General features: G+C 70.4%; 16 protein-coding genes. 6 read left to right on the forward strand and 10 right to left on the reverse strand.

Annotated elements, in window-relative coordinates; translation table 11 throughout:
* The first annotated feature begins 17 nt into the window (after positions 1 to 17).
* The gene (locus ACFVU2_RS13975; RefSeq protein WP_387875309.1) at positions 18 to 671 is read left to right on the forward strand and encodes a response regulator; all 654 of its coding nucleotides are present in this window, start codon (positions 18 to 20) and stop codon (positions 669 to 671) included.
* Positions 672 to 686: 15 nt separating this feature from the next.
* On the opposite strand, the gene ACFVU2_RS13980 is transcribed toward ACFVU2_RS13975, so the two are convergent.
* The 4 genes from ACFVU2_RS13980 to ACFVU2_RS13995 form a co-directional block, all read right to left on the reverse strand.
* On the reverse strand, positions 687 to 1,964 hold the full coding sequence (locus tag ACFVU2_RS13980) for an MFS transporter (RefSeq protein ID WP_387875311.1): 1,278 nt from the start codon (positions 1,962 to 1,964) through the stop codon (positions 687 to 689).
* A gap of 88 nt (positions 1,965 to 2,052) precedes the next feature.
* Positions 2,053 to 2,361: an MTH1187 family thiamine-binding protein gene (locus ACFVU2_RS13985; RefSeq protein WP_387875313.1), complete on the reverse strand. Its 309-nt coding sequence runs from the start codon at positions 2,359 to 2,361 to the stop codon at positions 2,053 to 2,055.
* Positions 2,358 to 3,713, reverse strand: coding sequence for a hypothetical protein (locus ACFVU2_RS13990; protein WP_387875315.1), 1,356 nt, complete (start codon positions 3,711 to 3,713; stop codon positions 2,358 to 2,360). Before ACFVU2_RS13990 ends, ACFVU2_RS13985 begins: the two co-directional genes overlap by 4 nt.
* A 22-nt stretch (positions 3,714 to 3,735) precedes the next feature.
* Positions 3,736 to 4,629, reverse strand: a complete 894-nt coding sequence (locus ACFVU2_RS13995) for an NAD(P)H-hydrate dehydratase (RefSeq protein WP_387875318.1) — start codon at positions 4,627 to 4,629, stop codon at positions 3,736 to 3,738.
* A 68-nt stretch (positions 4,630 to 4,697) separates the two neighbouring features.
* Here ACFVU2_RS13995 and ACFVU2_RS14000 point away from each other — a divergent pair, with 68 nt between their 5' ends.
* Together ACFVU2_RS14000 and ACFVU2_RS14005 are read left to right on the forward strand one after the other, a co-directional pair.
* On the forward strand, positions 4,698 to 5,315 hold the full coding sequence (locus ACFVU2_RS14000; protein ID WP_387875321.1) for an HAD family hydrolase: 618 nt from the start codon (positions 4,698 to 4,700) through the stop codon (positions 5,313 to 5,315).
* Between the two features lie 8 nt (positions 5,316 to 5,323).
* The gene (locus tag ACFVU2_RS14005; protein WP_387875324.1) at positions 5,324 to 6,406 is read left to right on the forward strand and encodes an NADH:flavin oxidoreductase/NADH oxidase; all 1,083 of its coding nucleotides are present in this window, start codon (positions 5,324 to 5,326) and stop codon (positions 6,404 to 6,406) included.
* A 52-nt stretch (positions 6,407 to 6,458) separates the two neighbouring features.
* Here the strand turns inward: ACFVU2_RS14005 and ACFVU2_RS14010 are convergent, their stop codons facing one another.
* Together ACFVU2_RS14010 and ACFVU2_RS14015 are read right to left on the reverse strand one after the other, a co-directional pair.
* On the reverse strand, positions 6,459 to 7,496 hold the full coding sequence (locus ACFVU2_RS14010; RefSeq protein ID WP_387875327.1) for a hemolysin family protein: 1,038 nt from the start codon (positions 7,494 to 7,496) through the stop codon (positions 6,459 to 6,461).
* Positions 7,489 to 8,829 carry a hemolysin family protein gene (locus ACFVU2_RS14015; protein WP_387875330.1) on the reverse strand — a complete coding sequence of 447 codons (1,341 nt, stop codon included), beginning with the start codon at positions 8,827 to 8,829 and terminating at the stop codon, positions 7,489 to 7,491. Before ACFVU2_RS14015 ends, ACFVU2_RS14010 begins: the two co-directional genes overlap by 8 nt.
* Positions 8,830 to 9,034: 205 nt before the next feature.
* Between ACFVU2_RS14015 and ACFVU2_RS14020 the strand changes: the two genes are divergently transcribed.
* On the forward strand, positions 9,035 to 9,439 hold the full coding sequence (locus ACFVU2_RS14020; protein ID WP_387875332.1) for a hypothetical protein: 405 nt from the start codon (positions 9,035 to 9,037) through the stop codon (positions 9,437 to 9,439).
* Here the strand turns inward: ACFVU2_RS14020 and ACFVU2_RS14025 are convergent.
* Both ACFVU2_RS14025 and ACFVU2_RS14030 read right to left on the reverse strand, forming a co-directional pair.
* Positions 9,436 to 10,095 (reverse strand): DUF305 domain-containing protein, encoded by a 660-nt coding sequence (locus ACFVU2_RS14025; protein ID WP_387875335.1) that lies wholly within the window; start codon positions 10,093 to 10,095, stop codon positions 9,436 to 9,438. The two genes, ACFVU2_RS14020 and ACFVU2_RS14025, sit on opposite strands and share 4 nt — an antisense overlap.
* A gap of 3 nt (positions 10,096 to 10,098) precedes the next feature.
* Positions 10,099 to 10,761 carry a DUF3105 domain-containing protein gene (locus ACFVU2_RS14030; RefSeq protein ID WP_387875338.1) on the reverse strand — a complete coding sequence of 221 codons (663 nt, stop codon included), beginning with the start codon at positions 10,759 to 10,761 and terminating at the stop codon, positions 10,099 to 10,101.
* 232 nt (positions 10,762 to 10,993) lie between these two features.
* Here ACFVU2_RS14030 and ACFVU2_RS14035 point away from each other — a divergent pair, with 232 nt between their 5' ends.
* On the forward strand, positions 10,994 to 11,737 hold the full coding sequence (locus ACFVU2_RS14035) for a hypothetical protein (protein ID WP_387875340.1): 744 nt from the start codon (positions 10,994 to 10,996) through the stop codon (positions 11,735 to 11,737).
* Between the two features lie 22 nt (positions 11,738 to 11,759).
* Here the strand turns inward: ACFVU2_RS14035 and ACFVU2_RS14040 are convergent, their stop codons facing one another.
* Positions 11,760 to 12,218, reverse strand: coding sequence for a hypothetical protein (locus ACFVU2_RS14040; protein WP_387875343.1), 459 nt, complete (start codon positions 12,216 to 12,218; stop codon positions 11,760 to 11,762).
* 65 nt (positions 12,219 to 12,283) lie between these two features.
* Entirely contained in the window at positions 12,284 to 13,723 is a 1,440-nt protein-coding gene (locus tag ACFVU2_RS14045; protein ID WP_387875346.1) for a GuaB1 family IMP dehydrogenase-related protein, read from the reverse strand.
* Between the two features lie 135 nt (positions 13,724 to 13,858).
* Here ACFVU2_RS14045 and ACFVU2_RS14050 point away from each other — a divergent pair, with 135 nt between their 5' ends.
* Positions 13,859 to 17,692, forward strand: a complete 3,834-nt coding sequence (locus ACFVU2_RS14050; protein WP_387875349.1) for a multifunctional oxoglutarate decarboxylase/oxoglutarate dehydrogenase thiamine pyrophosphate-binding subunit/dihydrolipoyllysine-residue succinyltransferase subunit — start codon at positions 13,859 to 13,861, stop codon at positions 17,690 to 17,692.
* The last annotated feature ends 144 nt before the right edge of the window (positions 17,693 to 17,836 follow it).

The following is a 17,836-nucleotide window of genomic DNA, read 5'->3' on the forward strand; positions in this document are numbered from 1 at the left end:
CCGAAGAGAGGCTGCTCGTGAGCGAGGCTCCCCCCATCAGAATCGCCATCGTGGACGATCACAAGATGCTGCTCGGTGCACTGACCGAATGGATCCGCAACGCTGCGGACGACATCAACATGGTCGCCGCCGTCGCCAGCTGGCCCGAACTGCTCACCCACCCGGAGTTCCCGGTCAACGTGGTGCTGCTCGACCTCGATCTCAAAGACAACATCCCCGTCTCGCTCAAGCTGTCGACGCTCAAGACGACCGGTGTGCGCACCGTCCTGATGAGCACGTACTCCGAGCCGGCCGTCGTGCGCGAGGCCCTGGCCGCCGGCGCGCTCGGCTACCTCGTGAAGAGCGAGGACGCCGAGATGATCGTCGAGGCGATCCGTGCGGCGAGCAAGGGCGAGTCGTTCATCTCGGCCGAGCTCGACCTCGCTCTCAACGCCGGCGAGGTCGGCGGCGCCCCGAAGCTCAGCGCGCAGGAACGCCGCGTGATGGCGCTCTACGGCGCGGGAGAGCCGGTGAAGGCCGTCGCCTTCCAGCTCGGCATCTCCGACGAGACCGCCAAGAGCTACCTCAAGCGCATCCGCGAGAAGTACCGGGTCGCCGGCTACGACGTCGGCACCAAGGTCGCTCTGCGCAAGCGCGCCATTCAGGACGGCATCCTGCTCCAGAACGACTGACGCCCCGCGCGTCCGTCAGTCGATCGGCACCTTCGGGCGCTGAGCGTGCACGACGCCGGTGTCGACGCCGCGGTGGATGCGCGAGCGGTCGATCCCGAACGAGACCAGCGCAAGCACGATGCCGGCGACGCAGAGCACCGCGCCCACTGCGACCGGCGAGACGTAGCCGAACCCGGCCGCGATCGTCAGGCCGCCCAGGAAGGCTCCGGACGCGTTCGCGATGTTGAGGGCGGAGTGGTTGAGGGCGGCCGCGATGGACTGGCTGTCGTGCGCCACATCCATCAACCGGGTCTGGATCGTGGGCGAGAGCGCCGAGGCCGCACCGGCGATGACGAACACCGAGATGAGCAGGCCGGCCAGGGTCGCCGCCGTGAAGAACAGCACGGCCAGGCCCACCAGCAGCACCGCGAAGAAGAGCATCATGCTGCGTTCGACGCTGCGGTCCGCCATCCAGCCGCCCAGGATGTTGCCCACGGTCATGCCGATGCCGATCAGGATGAGCACCAGCGGGACCGCCGACTCCGGGAGCCCGGTGACGGTCGTCACCATCGGGGAGATGTAGGTGTAGACCGCGAAGAAGCCGCCGAAGCCGATGGCTCCGATCAGCAGCGCCAGCCACACCTGGAGGCGGCCGAACGCCCGCAGCTCGTTGCGGAGCGTCGCCTTCGGGTCGCCCGCCTGCCACGGCACGAGGAAGGCGATCGCGACGAACGTGAGCGCGAAGATCGCGGCGACGACGAGGTACGCGATGCGCCAGTTCGTCGTCTGGCCCACCCAGGTGATGAACGGCACGCCGATGACGTTGGCGATGGTGAGGCCGGAGAGCACGAAGGCCACGCCCTGCCCGCGCTTGCCCGGGCCCATCAGGGAGGCCGCGACCAGCGACGCGATCCCGAAGTAGGCGCCGTGCGGAAGAGCCGAGATGAATCGCGCGACGAGCACCAGGCCGAAGGTGGGGGCGAGCGCCGAGGCGATCGTTCCGACGGTGAAGGCGACCAGCAGCCAGAGCAGCAGCTTCTTGCGCGGCAGACGTGCCGCGACGGCGGCGATCGTGGGCGCGCCCACGACGACGCCGAGGGCGTAGGCCGAGATGATCCACCCGGCCTGCGCGATCGCATCGGTCGACGACGCGGCGTAGACCTGAGGCAGGAGGTCGTGGGCGATGTTGGGCAGCAGCCCCATCGCGACGAACTCGGTGGAGCCGATGCCGAACCCGCCGAGGGCGAGGGCGAGCAGGGCAAGACGAGTACGGGCCGACGACAGCTGCGTCGGCCCGTCGATGACGGGATTCACTCGCACAGCCTATATCGAATCGTTTCGACCCGACGCCCGGAGGCGACCTCCCGTGTAACGATCACATGAATTCGCGCCGCAGGCCGTCCTACTGCTGAGCGTCGAGCGCGGCCTCCAGGCGCTCCAGCTTGCCGTCGATCTCGCCGGTGTGCCCGGGGCGGATGTCCGCCTTGAGCACGAGCGAGACGCGGGTGCCGTACGCGGCGACGGCCTCGGTGGCGCGGCGGACGACGTCGAAGACCTCGTCCCACTCCCCCTCGATCTCGGTGAACATCGACGAGGTGCGGTTCGGCAGACCCGACTCGCGGACGATGCGGACCGCTGCGGCGACCGCGTCGTGGACAGAGTCGGAGCCGTCGGTGCCGCCGCTCGGGGCGACGGAGAAGGCGACGATCATGGTGTTTCCTCTCGTGTTGCGAAACCGTTCGGGGCCGCGGCCGGTGCGGCGACGGGCGCCCGGAACGGCCAGACCCTGCTGGGCACGGTATCGAAGACGGCGTCATCGGCGTGCCGGTGACGCCAGAGCGCACCGATGGCCCAGCCGAGGATGACGAAGTACATCAGGTTGCGGACGGTCAGCACGGCGACCATTCCCGGGTCGGGCACCAGCAGGTAGTCGTACAGGAACGGATAGAAGACCTGGGTGAGGCCCGCGGTGACAAGGACGAGGATCGCCGGGGTGCGGAATCCGCGCCCCTGGTAGACCAGCCCGATCACCACCGGCGCTGCGAGCCACGTGACGTACTGCGGAGAGCCGACCTTGTTGAATGCGATGAGCGCCGTCACGATCGCGAGCGAGAGCTCCGGGAGGATGCGCGTGTACGGGGTCCCGCGATGCAGCGCGCGGATCCCGAGCAGCGCGACGATCAGGCAGGTGATCGCGAGGAGCGGGTTCATCAGGGAGCCGGCGAGCTCGGTGCCCGCGCCGCTCACCTGGAAGGTGATCAGCTGGGAGTCGTAGTAGACGGCCGCTCCCGGCACGTGGAAGGCGGCCTGCCACATCCAGAACGTGCTCACCGGGGCTTCGATCTGGACGCCGCGACCGGTCTGCATGGTGATGAAGCTGAGCAGGTGCATCCCGGCGCCGAAGATCAGCGGCACGGCCACGATCACGGCCGTCGTGACGGCGGCGACGACCACGACGTGCCGGCGCGAGCGCAGTGCGACCACGGCGGCGACCAGGATCGCGGCCGGCCAGACCTTGATCCAGGTCGCGACGGTGAGCACGACGACGGCCGCCCGCTCGTGGACGGCGAGCCAGAGCAGCCCCACGATCGCCAGGGCCGCGGCGACCGAGTCGAGCCGGCCGACCGCGATCGGCCCGAGCAGCAGGAGGAATCCGAGCCACCACCAGGCGGCCGTGAGGCGCCGCGGGTCGCGCCCGACGACGAGGGTCGCGAATGCCGCCGCGTCCAGCAGGAGCACCAGGGTGAGCCAGCCGCCGACGTAGTTGTCGACCCCGAACAGCAACGGCAGCATGACCGGCACCAGCGCGCCGAACGGGTACACCCAGTCCGCGTTCACACCGACGATCTCGGTGCCCTGCGCCGCCATCTGCGCCCACGGCTTGTAGACGAAGTAGACGTCGCCGAGACCCTTGCCCTCGTGCAGCGCGAGCGCACCGATGACCAGGTGGACGAGGAGGAAGCCGATCCACAGCGAAAGGGGATGTGCGAGCACCCGGCGCAGCGCCCCCGGACCCGCCGCCGGAGTGGCCGACGCCGATATCGGCGCTGCGTCCATCCCCATGCGCCTCATCCTAGGGGATGGCTCAGGCCTCTCCCCTGGGAGCGCCGCCCCGCTGTCTGAGAAGATCGCGGATCACGCCGGGCACCGCCTCGGCGATGTCGAGGGCGACGATCGGGCCGCCGTCGGAGGCCCGCTCCCCCGCCCGGCCGTGCACCCAGGCGGCCGTCGCGGCGAGCGCGGCGAGCGCCTCGTGCCCGTGCGCGGCGATCTCGTCGGCGTGGGTGGCGAGGAGCGCCCCCAGGATGCCGCCGAGCACGTCGCCGCTGCCTGCGGTGGCGAGCCAGGCCGGGCCGGCGGTGACGGTGAACCGGGCACCGGCGGGCACTGCGATGTGCGTGGTGTGCCCCTTCAGCAGCACGGTGACGCCGAGGCTGCGTGCGGCGCGAGCGGCCCAGGCTGCGGGATCCGCCGCGATCTCGGCAGCCGTGACGGCGTCGGAGTCGTCGTCCGCCCGGGCGGCCAGCATGCCGGCGAGCTCCCGGTAATGCGGGGTCACCACGACCGGTCCGGCGGCCGAGCGGACGAGGTCGAGCGCTCCGGCATCGACCACCAGCGGCGTCCCGTCGGCGAGCGCGGCGCGGAGCCGGAGCAGGTCGTCGGACGGCCGGGCGCTCGCGTCCATCCCGGAGCCGATGAGCCACGCCTGCACGCGGCCGCCCGCGGAGACGGCCTCGGGACGGCGGCGGAGCACCTCCTCCGCCGGGCGCGGTGCGCCGAGGTAGCGGATCATGCCGACTCCCGTGCGTGCAGCGGCCTCCACACCGAGCACGGCGGCCCCGGGGTAGCGGTCCGATCCGGTCACCACGCCGAGCACTCCCCGCGAGTACTTGTCGCTGGACTCGGTCGGCACCGCGATCCGGTCTGCGGCGTCGGCCTCTCCCCATTCGCGGACCCGGGTCCCCTGCGCGTCGTTCATCGTGCCTCCTTCCCCCACGATAGGTCGTCCGCCCGCGACACGCTCACCGCCCGCGATAGGTTGAGGGCATGGGAATCGACATCCCCGGCCGGGTCATCGTCTTCGACTACGGCGAGGTCATCTCCGTCACCCCGTCCGAGGCGGACCGCGCGGCTCTGGTGGAGTTGGCGGGAGGCGATCACGACGTGTTCTGGCCCGCCTACTGGCGGCACCGCCACGATCTGGACCAGGGCACCCTCGGCATCCAGCAGTACTGGCGCGGGATCGAGCGCGAGCTCGGCGAGCAGTGGGACGACGCGAGGATCCACCGGCTGTGGCTCGCCGACTTCCGCAGCTGGCTCACGATCGACCCCGGCACCCTCGACGTGCTGCTCGACCTCCGCGCCGGCGGCACCCGCCTCGCCCTGCTCTCGAACGCCGGGCGCGACTTCGGCTCGTACTTCCGGCACGGCACGCTCGGCGATCTGTTCGAGCAGGTCTTCGTGAGCGGTGAGCTCGGCACGATCAAGCCGGACGCGGCGATCTTCGAGCACGTGCTGGACGCGCTCGACGTCACCCCCGCCCAGACGGTCTTCATCGACAACAAGGAGGAGAACGTGCGCGGCGCCGAATCGCTGGGGATCTCCGGGCACGTCTTCACGACGGCCGTGGACCTCCGGGCATATCTCGAGGGCCTCGCGGCTTAGTACTGACGATGACTACTCTCTTCGATTCCTTCACCGTGCGCGGCGTGACGGCGCGCAACCGCCTCTGGACCTCCCCGATGTGCCAGTACTCGGTCCTCGACCGTTCGGGAGTGCCGCAGGCGTGGCAGCTGGTGCACCTCGGCTCGATCGCCGCCGGCGGCAGCGGCATCGTGTTCACCGAGGCGACCTCGGTCAGCCCCGAAGGTCGCATCTCGCCGCAGGACACGGGCATCTGGACCGACGAGCAGGCCGACGCGTGGCGTCCGATCGCCGCGTTCATCGCGTCGCAGGGCGCGATTCCGGGCATCCAGCTCGCCCACGCCGGCCGCAAGGCGTCGAGCTGGCCGGCGTGGGGCTACGAGGACCGCACCGGTTCCGTCCCGGCGGACGAGGGAGGCTGGACCACGGTCGCTCCCTCCGCGGAGGCGTTCGGCGACATGGACGCGCCGCTCGCGCTCGGTCCCGCCGGCATCGAGAAGATCGTCGCCGATTTCCGCGCCGGAGCGCGCCGCGCCGTGGATGCGGGCTTCCGCATCCTGGAGCTGCACGCAGCGCACGGGTACCTGCTGCACCAGTTCCTCTCGCCGCTCGCCAACCACCGCGAGGACGAGTACGGCGGGTCTCTCGAGAACCGCGCGCGTCTGCTCCTGCGCATCGTCGCCGAGATCCGCGAAGAGGTGGGTGACGACGTGCCGCTCTTCGTCCGCTTCTCCGGCAGCGACTGGACTCCGGGAGGCTGGGACGAGCAGCAGACCGCGACCGTCGCCGGATGGGCACAGGAGGCCGGTGCCGACTTCTTCGACGTGTCCAGCGGCGGCATCCAGACCGGGATCCGCATCCCGATCGGACCGGGCTACCAGGTCCCGTTCGCCGAGCACGTGCGCGCCTCGGCGGAGGTGCCGGTCAGCGCGGTCGGACTCATCACCACGCCGCAGCAGGCCGCGGACATCGTGGAGAGCGGAGCCGCGGACGCGGTGATGCTGGCCCGCGAGATCCTGCGCGACCCGCACTTCCCCCTCCGCGCCGCGCACGAACTCGGCGTGACCGTCGACTACTGGCCGCCGCAGTACCTGCGGGCCCAGTGGCGGTGAGAACGCAGCGGCGGTGAGAACGCGGTCCTAGACCGCTGACGCGGCCCGGCGCTCAGGTGCGCCGGGTCGCGTCCTGCACTTCGCCCACGAGCTCCTCGATGATGTCTTCGAGGAACAGCACGCCGGCCGTCTCGCCTTCCGCGTCGACCACGCGCGCCAGGTGGCTGCCCGAGCGGCGCATGGTCGCCAGGGCGTCCTCGAGGTCGCTGTCGACGAAGACCGTCACCAGCCGGCGCACGCGCTTGGCCGGGACGGGGAGCTCGAAGCCGGTCTCCTCGAGGTCGAGGACGTCCTTGAGGTGCAGGTAGCCGGTGGGCTCGCCGTCGGCGTCCGGCACCACGTAGCGCGAGAAGCCGTGCTTCGAGACGGCCCGCTCGACGTCCGCCGGGGTCGGCGACGACGGGAGCGAGACGAGCGTCTCGGGCAGCACCATGACGTCGCGCACCTTCTTCTCGGTGAACTCGAACGCCGCGGTGAGGGCGCCGTTGCGATCCATCAGCACGCCTTCGCGCGTCGACTGGCTCACGATCGTGGCGACCTCGTCGAGCGTGAAGGTGCTCGCCGCCTCGTCCTTCGGCTCGACGCCGAAGAGGCGCAGCACGCCGTTCGCCGTCGCGTTGAGCGCGACGATGATGGGCCGCACCGCGCGGCCGACTGCCACCAACGGGGGTGCGAGCAGCAACGCCGCGCGGTCGGGCATCGAGAACGAGATGTTCTTCGGGACCATCTCGCCGAAGACGACGTGCAGGAACGAGACCAGCACCAGCGTCACGATGAACGCGACGGTGCCGATGACCTCTTCCGACCATCCGGTCGCGTGGAGGGGCACTTCGAGCAGGTGGTGGATGGCCGGCTCGGAGACGTTCAGGATGAGCAGCGAGCAGACGGTGATACCGAGCTGCGTCGTCGCCAGCATGAGCGTGGCGTGCTCCATCGCGTAGAGCGCGGTCTTGGCGCTGCGCTTGCCGCGCTCCGCCAGCGGTTCGATCTGGGAGCGGCGGGCGGAGATGACGGCGAACTCGGCGCCGACGAAGAAGGCGTTGATCATCAGGAGGATGACCAGCCAGAGGATTCCGATCCAGTCACTCATGGCGCACCCCCTCCGCGGTCGGGTCCGTCACCGGGTCAGGCGTGTACCGGATGCGGTCGACGCGCCGCCCCTCCAGGCGTTCGACGCGCAGCGTCCCGCCCTCGATCGCGACTTCGTCGCCCACCTTCGGGAGGCGCCCCAGCTCGTTCATGACGAACCCGGCGACGGTCTCGTACGGACCCTCCTCCGGAACGGTCACGCCGGCGCGCTCCACGAGCTCGTCGGGTCGGAGGATGCCGGGGAAGGTGATCGAGTCGCGGCCGCGGACCACGCCCGCACGGGTGCGGTCGTGCTCGTCGGCGACCTCGCCGACGATCTCCTCGACGAGGTCCTCGAGGGTCGCGATGCCGGAGGTGCCGCCGTACTCGTCGACGACGACGGCCATCTGGTAGCCGCGGCCGCGCAGTTCGCCGAGCAGGGTCTCGAGGTTCATGGTCTCGGGCACGCGCAGCGCGTCGGTCTGCAGTGCGGAGACCGGCACCTTGGCCCGGCGCTCGCGCGGCACGGCGACCGCCTGCTTGACGTGAACGAACCCGACGACGTCGTCCACATCCTCGTCCACGACGGGGAAGCGGGAGAAGCCCGACGTACGGGCCAGGCCGATCACGGCCTGCGCCGGGTCGGTGCGGCGGATCGTCTCGATCCGCGGGCGCGGCGTCATCACGTCGGAGGCGGTGCGGGTGGAGAAGGCGAGGGTGCGGCTGAGCAGCGTGGCGGTGTCCGCCTCCAGCACGCCGGCACTCGCGGAGCGACGGACGAGGGAGGAGAGCTCTTCGGCCGTGCGCGCACCGGAGAGCTCCTCCTTCGGCTCGATGCCGAGCAGTCGCAGGAACCCGTTCGCGGTGCCGTTCAGGACGGCGATGAACGGCCGGAACACCGCCGTGAACACCGTCTGGAAGGGGATGACCAGCTTGGCCGTCGCGAGCGGGAGCGCCAGTGCGAAGTTCTTCGGCACGAGCTCGCCGAGGATCATCGACAGCAGCGTCGCGACCAGGATGGCCACGATCGTCGCGATCGGCGTCACGGCTCCGTCGGGCAGGCCGATCGAGAGGAGCGGTCCACGCAGGAGGGAGCTGATCGCCGGCTCCATCGTGTAACCGGTGAGCAGCGTGGTGAGCGTGATGCCCAGCTGCGCACTGGAGAGGTGCGTCGAGGTGATCTTCAGCGCCGCGATCGTCATGCCGAGGCGGGACTCGCCGCGGGCGCGCCGCGCTTCGAGGTCTCCGCGGTCGAGGTTGACGAGCGCGAACTCGCTCGCCACGAACAGGCCGGTGCCGATGGTCAACAGCAATCCGACGCCGAGCAGGAGCCACTCAGTGAGCACGGTGGTCACCCCGCTCGCGCCGGCACGGCGGACTCGGGAGCTGGAATGGGCTACAAGAAGGAGGGTCGTCCATTTCCCGGTCAGTATAGCGGCGCGGCCTGCGAGGGATCGCAGTGGATCCGGGGCGGATTCCCAGCGTTCCCATCGACCCGCCATAGTCGGCGCGCAGGGCTGGTGCGGACAGTGACGTCAGCATCCACCGAGAGGACCCGTCATGACCACCGCAGACCCGAACCAGGACGTCCCCGCCGCCTGGCCGCAGCAGCCCGTACCGCCGCAACAGCAGCCGCCGCAGCAGCAGGCGCCGCACTACGCCCCGCAACAGCCCTGGCAGCAGCCGAACGCTCCGAGGCCGGCCGCCGGCGGGAGCATCCTGCGCCGCTGGCCGGTCTGGGCGCAGAACACCGCCATCGTCGTCGGGGCGGTCGCCGTGCTCGCGATCGTCTTCTTCGCCGGCTTCTTCACCGGTCACGCGACCGACGGCGGGCAGCGCGGCGGATTCGGCACCAACCAGAACTTCGACCCGCGCCAGTTCGGCGGGGGTACCGGCGGCAGCGGCGGCTCGACCCAGCAGGGCGGCGGCACGGGTGGCATGACCCAGCAGGGCGGCGGCTCCTAAGAGCGCGCGGCGAGCATCGACTCCATCAGTTGGATCTCGGAGTTCTGACTCGCGATCACGCCGTCGGCGAAGGTGCGCACCGTCCGGTTCTCACTGCGCGCCAGCACGGCGTCGGCCATCTCGACGGCCCCGCGATGATGGGCGATCATCAGCGTGAGGAACATCCGCTCGGCCTCGACGCCCGAGGTGGCGCGCAGCTGCGCGATCTGCTCCGGCGTCGCGAGACCCGGCATGGGCTCCCCGGGGCGGTGGTCGCCGCCCGCCCCGTGATCGTGCGAGCCGGCCGCCGTTCCGACGGTGGCCGGCCGCGTCATCCACGTCATCGACGGCTCGGCCGCCGCCTGCGGGAGCCCCCAGCCGGTCAGCCAGCCGTAGAGCTGGCCGGACTGCTGGCCCTGGGTGGTGGCGATGTCGTAGGCGAGGAGGCGCGTCTCCGGATCGTCGGTGAGATCGCGCACGATCAGGGCGAGCTCGACGCCCTGCTGATGGTGCTCCTGCATGTCCCGGGCGAACCCGGCCTCGGCGCTCGTCGTCCCCGGCGTGCTGGGCGCGCCCACGCTCAGCCGGCCCGCCGAGAAGGCGAGGACTCCGGTGACCACGAGGACCACCAGTCCGGCGAGCACGAGCGGCCACGCCCGTCCCGGCGCGCGGCCCATCGGTCAGGAGACCTTGCCGGGAGCGTCGAACGCGCCCGTGCAGGACGCGCCCGGCTCCGGCACGGACGAGCTCTGCCAGTACGCCTCGAAGAACTTCGCGATGCGCGGGTCGTCCGCCTTCTGCACCTGCAGCTGCACGTTCCAGCCGCTGAGCACGATCGGGGCCGGGAGGTCGTCGTAGGGCGACAGCACGGCGTACGTGCGCGGGATCTTGGTCTTCAGCAGGTCGAGCTGCTCGGCGGACAGGTCGGGCGAGTACGTCACCCAGACTGCACCGTGCTCCAGCGAGTGGACCGCGTTCTCGTTCGGCACCGGCTGGTCGTACACGCCGCAGTTCAGCCACATCGGGTTGTGCTCGCCGCCGGCGGGCGGGGTCTGCTTGTAGGTGACGGAGCCGGTCACGTGGCCGGCGGTATTGTCGAACGTCTTCACGCCCTCGATGGAGATGCTCTTGCCGCCCGCCTCGTACGTCGCGGCCTTCGGGGCGGTCACGATGATGGTGGCCACCAGTGCCACGACGGCGACGACGCCGGCGATGGCCGCCCCGATCCCGATCCAGCGGTTGCGCTTGCGCCGCGCCTGCTCCTTCTTGAACTGCTCGAGCTTCGCCGCCCGGGCCTCGGCCTGGCGCTGCTTGCGGTTCGGAGTGGACGGGGATGGGGTCACGGTGGGCCTCATTTCGACGTGGAGCGACGCTCCGACAGGGGTGGGGTCATTACGGGCAACCCGTTCGCCAGAGTTTCGCATTTCCACCGGCGACCCGCTCACAGACGCTTCTCAGCCGGAGCCGCTGTCGTCTCGCGAGCCCCGAACACGGCCTTTACGGTCCCCGAACATCGATCGCCCACGCTGGATCCAGGTCGGAGCATCCTCCGGCCGCCACCCGTGAAGGAGAATCATGTCGAAACGATCCGCCGGCCTCATCGCCGCCGCTTCCGCCGGAGCCGCGTGCCTCGCACTCGTCGCCGGCCCGGCTTTTGCCGCCACCACACCGCCCGCCACGTCCAGCCCGACCCCGGCGTCCACCTCGACACACGCTCCGAAGACGCTCGCCCAGATCCAGGCGGCAGGAGCCAAGGCGACGAGCGACCGGGAGACGAAGCTGACGGCCGCGATCACGAAGATCACGGCAGACAAGAGCCTCACCTCGAACGACCGCAGCACCATCCTCGGCACGCTCGACGCCGACCTCGCCGCGATGAAGTCCCAGGCGGGCGCGATCGCCGCGGACACGACCACGACCCAGGCGGCGGCGGACCTGAAGACCGTCTTCGAGAAGTACCGGGTGGATGCCGTCGCCCTCCCCCAGGCCCGGCTCGCTGCCGGCGCCGACCGCATCACCGGTGCACGACTGCCCGCCCTGACGAAGGAGCAGTCGGCACTGTCCGCCGAGCTCTCCGGCAAGGACAAGGCGAAGTCGACCTCGGCGCTCCAGGCGGATCTGTCGGACATGGGCAAGCAGATCTCGACGGCCTCGCACGATGCCGGCGGCGTCGCCCAGGCGGCCCTCGACGTCACGCCCAGCGCATACGACTCGAACCACTCGGCCCTGTCGTCGGCGAAGTCCGAGCTCGCCGCCGCCCGCACCGCGGCGAAGAAGGCGGCGTCCGACGCCAAGGCGATCCGGCAGGCGCTGAAGTAGAAGCAGGGGGCGCCCTCACCAGCTACGGCTGGTCTCGAAGCCATTCCAGTGCTCGTTCAGCCTCCTCGTCGGCGCGTCGTGGACGGGAGAGCATGATCTCGCGCTGGCGCGCCTGGGTCGCGTTGTCGGGACCGGCCCGATTGAGGTCCGTGCCCGTGAGCCAGATCTCGCCGGGGCCGCCGGCGGACTCGGGCACGACGAGAGTGATCGCGAAGTACTTCGACTGGCCTGCCAACCTGCTCGCGAGCTCATGGACGTCGACGAAGTCGGCGTCCAGCACATCGACGATCTCCGTGTTGTATCCGCTGGGGACGAGGTCCTCTTCTCGGAGGGCAGCGAAGGCGCTCAGCACGTCGGCCGTCGGCAGGAAGACGGCCCATTCCGGAAGGCCCGCTCCCGCCGGGCCGTCGAACAGGATGATCCGGAAGTGGCCCTCATCGTGCCAATCGGTCGTACGCCAATCGTTGTCCTCGATCTTCACGCCGGGTCACGCCCTTCGATAGGTCCACATGGTCGCGTCGAGTGGTCGACGGCGGGCGACGACACCTACCAGCTGACCGGCAGCGCCTTGCCCTCCTCGTAGCCTGCGGCGGACTGGATGCCGACGAGGGCGCGCTCGTGGAACTCGGCGACGCTGCGCGCGCCGGCGTAGGTGAAGGAGCTGCGGACGCCGGTCGTGATCATGTCGAGCAGATCCTCGACGGAGGGGCGCAGAGGGTCGAGGTAGATGCGCGAGCTGGAGATCCCCTCGGCGAAGAGCGTCTTGCGGGCCAGCTCGTAGGCGTCGAGGCGTTCGAAGCGGCCGTTGACGGCCTTGGTGCTCGCCATGCCCCAGCTCTCCTTGTACAGCGCGCCGCGCTCGTCGCGGTCGAGCGTGCCGGGAGCCTCGATCGTCCCGGCGAACCAGGAGCCGATCATGACGGAGGCACCGCCGGCCGCGAGGGCGAGCGCGACGTCGCGGGGGTAGCGCACACCGCCGTCGGCCCACACGTGCGCGCCGAGCTCGCGGGCGGTCTCGCTGGTCTCGAGCACCGCCGAGAACTGCGGGCGGCCGACCGCGGTCATCATCCGCGTGGTGCACATCGCGCCCGGCCCGACGCCCACCTTCAGGATGTCGGCGCCCGCGGCGACCAGATCGCGCACGGCCTGCTCGGTGACGACGTTCCCCGCGACGATCGGGAGGCCGAGGCCGAGGTCCTTCACGGTCCGGATGGCGCGGCGCATGCCGTCCTGGTCGCCGTGGGCGGTGTCGATGACGAGCACGTCGACGCCGGCCGCGGCGAGCGCCTTCGCCTTGCCCGCCACATCGCCGTTGATGCCGATGGCGGCAGCGACGCGCAGCCGGCCGGAGGCGTCGACCGCGGGCGTGTAGATGGTGGACCGCAGCGCGCTCTTCTTGCTCAGGGTGCCGACGAGCCGGCCATGGTCGAGCACGGGGGCGAACTCCAGCCCGGCCGCGTCCATCACCTCGAACGCGGAGCGGCCGTCGGCGAGGTCCTCCGCGTCGAGCGAGGTCAGCGTCCCGTGCAGGAGGTCGCCGATGCGCGCATCGGGCAGCGCCGACCCGAGCTGCACGGCGGCGAGGCAGCCGAGGAAGGCGCCCGAGGCGTCGTGCACGACGATGCCGTGGCCCTCGACGGCGGGGATGCGGCGCAGCACGTCCGCCACCGTCTCCTCCGGGGTGGCCGGGTACGGGGTGTCGAACGCGACGGGCTGGGCCTTCACCCAGCGGATCGCCTCGTCGAGGTCCTGCAGGTGCATGTCCTGCGGGAGCACGCCCAGGCCGCCGCGACGGGCGAGGGTGGCCGCGAGGCGCTTGCCCGTCACCGAGTTCATGTTCGCCGACACGATGGGGATGGTCGCGCCCGTCCCGTCGCCGGGAGCGAGCGAGACGTCGAGACGGCTCGTCACATCCGATCGCGAGGGGACGAGGAAGACGTCCGAGTAGGTGAGGTCGTGCCGTGGCGTCGTTCCATAGAACTGCATGGGAATAACGGTATCGCCCCCGACTGGGCGACTGCACGGGTGCGCCGATGGGATTAGGCTTGATGATCGGATGGAAGCGGGTGGCCACAAGCCGCCCGATCGGACGAAATCAACGGAGAGAGTGGGCGATCGGCTGTGTCGAGCCAATTGACCGGAGTGGGAACCGACGACGGATCGTCGGGCGAGTTCGGAGCCAACGAATGGCTCGTGGACGAGCTGTACGAGCAGTTCGTCAAGGACAGGAACTCGGTCGACAAGTCCTGGTGGCCGATCCTCGAGAGCTACCGTCCCACGGTCAAGGAGGGTGAGCCGGGAGCCTCCCTCCCCTCGCCCGACGAGAGCCCGGCGCCCACGCCGTCCGAGCCCGTGGTGCCGACGCCCGCCGAGCCGACCGTCCCCGCCCCGGCGGAGCCGACGGTCCCCGCCCCCGCGGAGCCGACGACGCCGTCGGACGCCCACCCGGTGACCACGCCGATCCCCGTGATCGGCAACCAGCCCGTCGCGCGCACCACGTCGGTCGCGCCGAAGCCGGCCCCCGTGCCCGCCGACGCCCCCGTCACCTCCCCCAACTCCGTCGTCGGTGACGGCGACGAGTCCGAGGACAAGGTCACCCCGCTGCGCGGCATGGCCAAGTCCCTGGCCACGAACATGGACGCCTCGCTCACGGTCCCCACCGCGACGAGCGTGCGCACCATCCCGGCCAAGCTGATGATCGACAATCGCATCGTCATCAACAACCACCTCAAGCGCGCCCGCGGCGGCAAGGTCTCGTTCACGCACCTCATCGGCTGGGCGCTGATCAAGGCGCTCAAGGAGTTCCCGAGCCAGAACGTGTTCTACGACGAGGTCGACGGCAAGCCCTCCGTCGTCGCGCCGGCGCACATCAACCTCGGCATCGCGATCGACATCCCCAAGCCGGACGGCAGCCGCGCCCTCCTCGTCCCGAGCATCAAGCGCGCCGACACCATGCGCTTCGGCGACTACCTCGCCGCGTACGAGGAGCTGGTGCAGAAGGCCCGCGCCAACAAGCTGACCGCTGGCGACTTCGCCGGCACCACCATCTCCCTCACGAATCCCGGCGGCATCGGCACCGTGCACTCGGTGCCCCGCCTGATGAAGGGGCAGGGCGCGATCATCGGCGCGGGCGCCCTCGAGTACCCGGCCGAGTTCCAGGGCTCGAGCGAGAAGACCCTCGCCGGCCTCGCGATCGGCAAGACGATCACGCTCACCAGCACCTACGACCACCGCGTCATCCAGGGCGCCGGCTCGGGCGAGTTCCTGAAGATCGTGCACGAGCTGCTGATCGGCAAGCGGACGTTCTACGAGGACATCTTCTCCGAGCTGCGCATCCCCTACGACCCGATCCACTGGAACCCGGACATCAGCGTCGACCTGGCCAGCGCCGTCGACAAGACCGCCCGCGTGCAGGAGCTCATCAACTCGTTCCGCGTGCGGGGCCACCTGATGGCCGACATCGACCCGCTCGAGTACAAGCAGCGGTCGCACCCCGACCTCGAGATCGAGACCCACGGCCTCACCTTCTGGGACCTCGACCGCGAGTTCGTCACCGGCCAGTTCGGCGGCGACAAGCGCACGATGAAGCTGCGCGACATCCTCGGGGTGCTTCGTGACTCGTACTGCCGCACCGTCGGCATCGAGTACATGCACATCCAGGACCCGGCGCAGCGCAAGTGGTTCCAGGACAAGCTGGAGCGCGCGTACGAGAAGCCGACCCACGACGAGCAGCTGCGCATCCTCGGCAAGCTCAACGAGGCCGAGGCGTTCGAGACCTTCCTGCAGACCAAGTACGTCGGACAGAAACGCTTCAGTCTCGAGGGCGGCGAGTCGACGATCGCTCTGCTCGACACCATCCTCCAGGGCGCGGCCGAGGCCCAGCTCGACGAGGCCGCCATCGGGATGGCCCACCGCGGCCGCCTCAACGTGCTGACCAACATCGCGGGCAAGACCTACGGCCAGATCTTCCGCGAGTTCGAGGGCACCCAGGACCCGCGCACGGTCCAGGGCTCGGGCGACGTGAAGTACCACCTCGGCACCGAGGGCACGTTCAAGGGCGCCGCCGGCGAGGAGATCCCCGTCTACCTCGCGGCGAACCCGTCGCACCTGGAGGCCGCGGACGGCGTGCTCGAGGGCATCGTCCGCGCCAAGCAGGACCGCCGCCCCGCCGGCACGTTCCTCACCCTGCCGATCCTCATCCACGGCGACGCCGCGATGGCCGGCCAGGGCATCGTCGTCGAGCAGATGCAGATGTCGCAGCTGCGGGCCTACCGCACCGGCGGCACCATCCACGTCAACATCAACAACCAGGTCGGCTTCACCACGCCCCCCGGCGAGGGCCGCACGTCGGTCTACTCGACCGATGTCGCGAAGACGATCCAGGCGCCGATCTTCCACGTGAACGGCGACGACCCGGAGGCCGTGGTGCGCGTCGCGCAGGTCGCCTTCGAGTACCGCCAGGAGTTCAAGCGCGACGTCGTCATCGACCTCATCTGCTACCGCCGCCGCGGTCACAACGAGGGCGACGACCCGTCGATGACGCAGCCGCTCATGTACAACCTGATCGAGGCGAAGCGCTCGGTGCGGCGCCTCTACACCGAGGCCCTCGTCGGCCGCGGCGACATCACCGAGGAGGAGTACGAGCAGGCTCACCGCGACTTCCAGGAGCGCCTGGAGCGCGCCTTCATGGAGACCCACGCGGCGCAGACCAACTCGACTCCGATCGTGACCGCCGACGGCGTCGCCGCCGGCCTCGAGCAGCCGGCCGCTCAGCAGAGCGACGACAACGTCGGCGAGCCCGAGACGACGGCCGTCACCGAGCAGGTCATCCAGCTCATCGGCGACGCGTTCAACAACCCGCCCGCGGGCTTCACCGTGCACCCGAAGCTGCAGCAGCTCCTCAACAAGCGCAGCGACATGAGCCGCAACGGCAACATCGACTGGGGCTTCGGCGAACTGCTCGCCCTCGGCACCGTGCTCCTCGAGGGCACCCCGGTTCGCCTCGCGGGCCAGGATGCGCGCCGTGGGACGTTCGTGCAGCGCCACGCCGTGCTCCACGACCGCGTGAACGGCCAGGAATGGCTGCCGCTGGCGAACCTGAGCGACAACCAGGCGAAGTTCTGGATCTACGACTCGCTCCTGAGCGAGTACGCGGCCATGGGCTTCGAGTACGGCTACTCGGTGGAGCGGCCGGACGCCCTGGTGCTGTGGGAGGCGCAGTTCGGCGACTTCGCCAACGGCGCCCAGATCATCATCGACGAGTTCATCTCCTCGGCCGAGCAGAAGTGGGGCCAGCGGTCGTCGCTCGTCCTGCTCCTCCCCCACGGCTACGAGGGTCAGGGACCGGACCACTCCAGCGCCCGCATCGAGCGCTACCTGCAGATGTGCGCCGAGAACAACATGACCGTCGCACGCCCGTCGACCCCGGCGTCGTACTTCCACCTCCTGCGCCGTCAGGCGTACGCACGCCCGCGTCGTCCCCTGGTCGTCTTCACTCCGAAGGCGATGCTGCGGCTCCGCGGTGCGACCAGCGATGTGGCCGACTTCACGTCGGGCAAGTTCGAGCCGGTCATCGACGATGCCCGCATCACCGACAAGTCGGCGGTCAAGCGTGTCCTGCTCCTGGCGGGCAAGCTGTACTACGACCTGCTGAACGAGCTCGACAAGAACCCGAACCCCGAGATCGCCCTCGTGCGCGTGGAGCAGTACTACCCGCTCCCCGGCGCCGAGATCAAGGCCGTGGTCGACTCGTACCCCAACGCCGAGCTGGTGTGGGTGCAGGACGAGCCCGAGAACCAGGGCGCCTGGCCGTACATGATCCTGGAGACCTCCAAGCTGGGCCCGCGCCCGCTCGGCGTCGTCTCCCGCCCGCCGTCGGCTTCGCCGGCCGCGGGTTCGGCAAAGCGTCACGCGCAGGAGCAGTCGGTCCTGATCCAGCGGGCGCTCACGCTCTAGCGGCTCCGCGCGTCGTGCCGAGAAGCGGGGGGGGGGGGGGCCGCCCCCCCCCCGGGGCGCGGGGCGGCGGGGCGGCCGCCCCCCCCCGCAGCCGCCGGGCGGGGGGCCGCGGGCCCGGCGGGACACACACCCCCACAGGCCGGC

Origin of the sequence: Leifsonia sp. NPDC058194, from assembly GCF_042883605.1 — a bacterium.
In the GTDB taxonomy this organism is placed as follows: domain Bacteria; phylum Actinomycetota; class Actinomycetes; order Actinomycetales; family Microbacteriaceae; genus Leifsonia.

Coding starts and splice junctions, on each gene's coding strand:
- ACFVU2_RS13985 (WP_387875313.1), bottom strand. CDS start 2,361: ATGATCGTCGCCTTCTCCGTCGCCCCGAGCGGCGGCACCGACGGCTCC.
- ACFVU2_RS13990 (WP_387875315.1), bottom strand. CDS start 3,713: ATGGGGATGGACGCAGCGCCGATATCGGCGTCGGCCACTCCGGCGGCG.
- ACFVU2_RS13995 (WP_387875318.1), bottom strand. CDS start 4,629: ATGAACGACGCGCAGGGGACCCGGGTCCGCGAATGGGGAGAGGCCGAC.
- ACFVU2_RS14000 (WP_387875321.1), top strand. CDS start 4,698: ATGGGAATCGACATCCCCGGCCGGGTCATCGTCTTCGACTACGGCGAG.
- ACFVU2_RS14005 (WP_387875324.1), top strand. CDS start 5,324: ATGACTACTCTCTTCGATTCCTTCACCGTGCGCGGCGTGACGGCGCGC.
- ACFVU2_RS14010 (WP_387875327.1), bottom strand. CDS start 7,496: ATGAGTGACTGGATCGGAATCCTCTGGCTGGTCATCCTCCTGATGATC.
- ACFVU2_RS14020 (WP_387875332.1), top strand. CDS start 9,035: ATGACCACCGCAGACCCGAACCAGGACGTCCCCGCCGCCTGGCCGCAG.
- ACFVU2_RS14025 (WP_387875335.1), bottom strand. CDS start 10,095: ATGGGCCGCGCGCCGGGACGGGCGTGGCCGCTCGTGCTCGCCGGACTG.
- ACFVU2_RS14035 (WP_387875340.1), top strand. CDS start 10,994: ATGTCGAAACGATCCGCCGGCCTCATCGCCGCCGCTTCCGCCGGAGCC.
- ACFVU2_RS14045 (WP_387875346.1), bottom strand. CDS start 13,723: ATGCAGTTCTATGGAACGACGCCACGGCACGACCTCACCTACTCGGAC.